1 protein-coding gene is annotated in these 1,199 nt (G+C 77.9%); it reads right to left on the bottom strand.

Annotated elements, in window-relative coordinates; all coding sequences use genetic code 11:
* Positions 1-109: 109 nt before the first annotated feature.
* Positions 110-802 (bottom strand): hemerythrin domain-containing protein, encoded by a 693-nt coding sequence (locus tag ACFXA3_RS42825; RefSeq protein WP_385197013.1) that lies wholly within the window; start codon positions 800-802, stop codon positions 110-112.
* Positions 803-1,199 lie beyond the last annotated feature (397 nt).

Below are 1,199 nucleotides of genomic sequence, written 5' to 3' on the forward strand. Positions count from 1 at the left end.
CTCCCCGAGCGGACCGTGGTCCTCCTGCGCCGCGAGAACGCGTACGAGAGCGCCGCCGCCCGCGCCTTCGCCGCGCTCGCCCGGCAGTGGGCGGGCGCCCCGGCGCCGGTCAGCCCGTGAACACCGCCGAGGCCTCGGCGGCGTACGCCCGCAGCTGCGGCTCCAGGGCGGCCCGGTCCGCGGCGCCGGACGGCAGCAGGCACCGGGCCTCGGCCTCGGTGGCGTGGCTCAGCAGCCAGGCCCGGGCCCACGCCGGGTCCGCCGGGCGGTCGACGCCGCGCATCCGGGCCCGTGCCGCGGCACGGGCGGCTGCGGGCACCCGGCCGGCGATGACCGGGAAGACGTGCTCCTCCTCGGCTTCGATGTGCGCCGCCAGCAGATCCCGCCGACGGGTCAGGAGCCCGGCCAGCCGCCCGGCATGACGGCCGGGTTCGGCGGCGAAGCGGGCCGCGGCCGCATCGCAGTCGGCCTGGAGGGCGTCGAGCGCCGCGAGGTCGTCGACGAAGCGGACGATGCCGGCCACCGCCTCGGCCGCGTCGGGCACGGCGTCCAGGACGAGGGGCCACAGGACCTCGTCCTCGCGGTGGTGGCCGCGCACGGCGTCGTTGTAGCGGTGCACGTAGCCGGCGATGGCCTGCGCCCGAGCGGGTTCGGCCGGCTCGGCGGCCGCGGCGAGAGCGGCGAGCAGCCCCGCGAGGCGCGCGCCGTCGGCCAGGATCGCGCGGTGGGCGACCCGGGTGGCGGTGAGGCCGGCAGCCGCCGGTCCGTACGGATCCGCGGGGGCGACGTGTTCGCTGTCCATGCGCACGACTGTGCGCGCCCCGCATCAGCGTCGGGTCAACGTCCGATGAACGCCGCCACCCACCGGGATGTCCGCCCCGCGACCGACCGCGCGCCCGGGTACCCGCCGCGTGTCCGCCCGGGCATGTGCCCGCGTGTCCGCCCGGGTACCGGCGGGCATGTACCCGCGTGTCCGCCCGGGTACCGGCCGGGCGTCCGCCCGCGTGTCCGCCCGGGTACCGGCGGGCATGTACGCCCGGTGTGCCTGCCAGGCGTCCGCCGCGCACCCGCCCGGGTACCCGCCCGCACGTCCGGCCGCGCCGGCGCACGGGCATAGGCTCGGGGGGTCGTCCCGTCACCGTTCAGGATGTGTGTTGAGTTCCGTCATGCCGTCCACCTGTAATATGTGCGTGTATCTC

The sequence above is a fragment of the Streptomyces sp. NPDC059456 genome (assembly GCF_042750055.1).
Lineage (GTDB): Bacteria > Actinomycetota > Actinomycetes > Streptomycetales > Streptomycetaceae > Streptomyces.

Excerpts from the sequence above, each read along its gene's own strand:
- ACFXA3_RS42825 (WP_385197013.1), bottom strand. The coding sequence starts at position 802 with ATGGACAGCGAACACGTCGCCCCCGCGGATCCGTACGGACCGGCGGCT.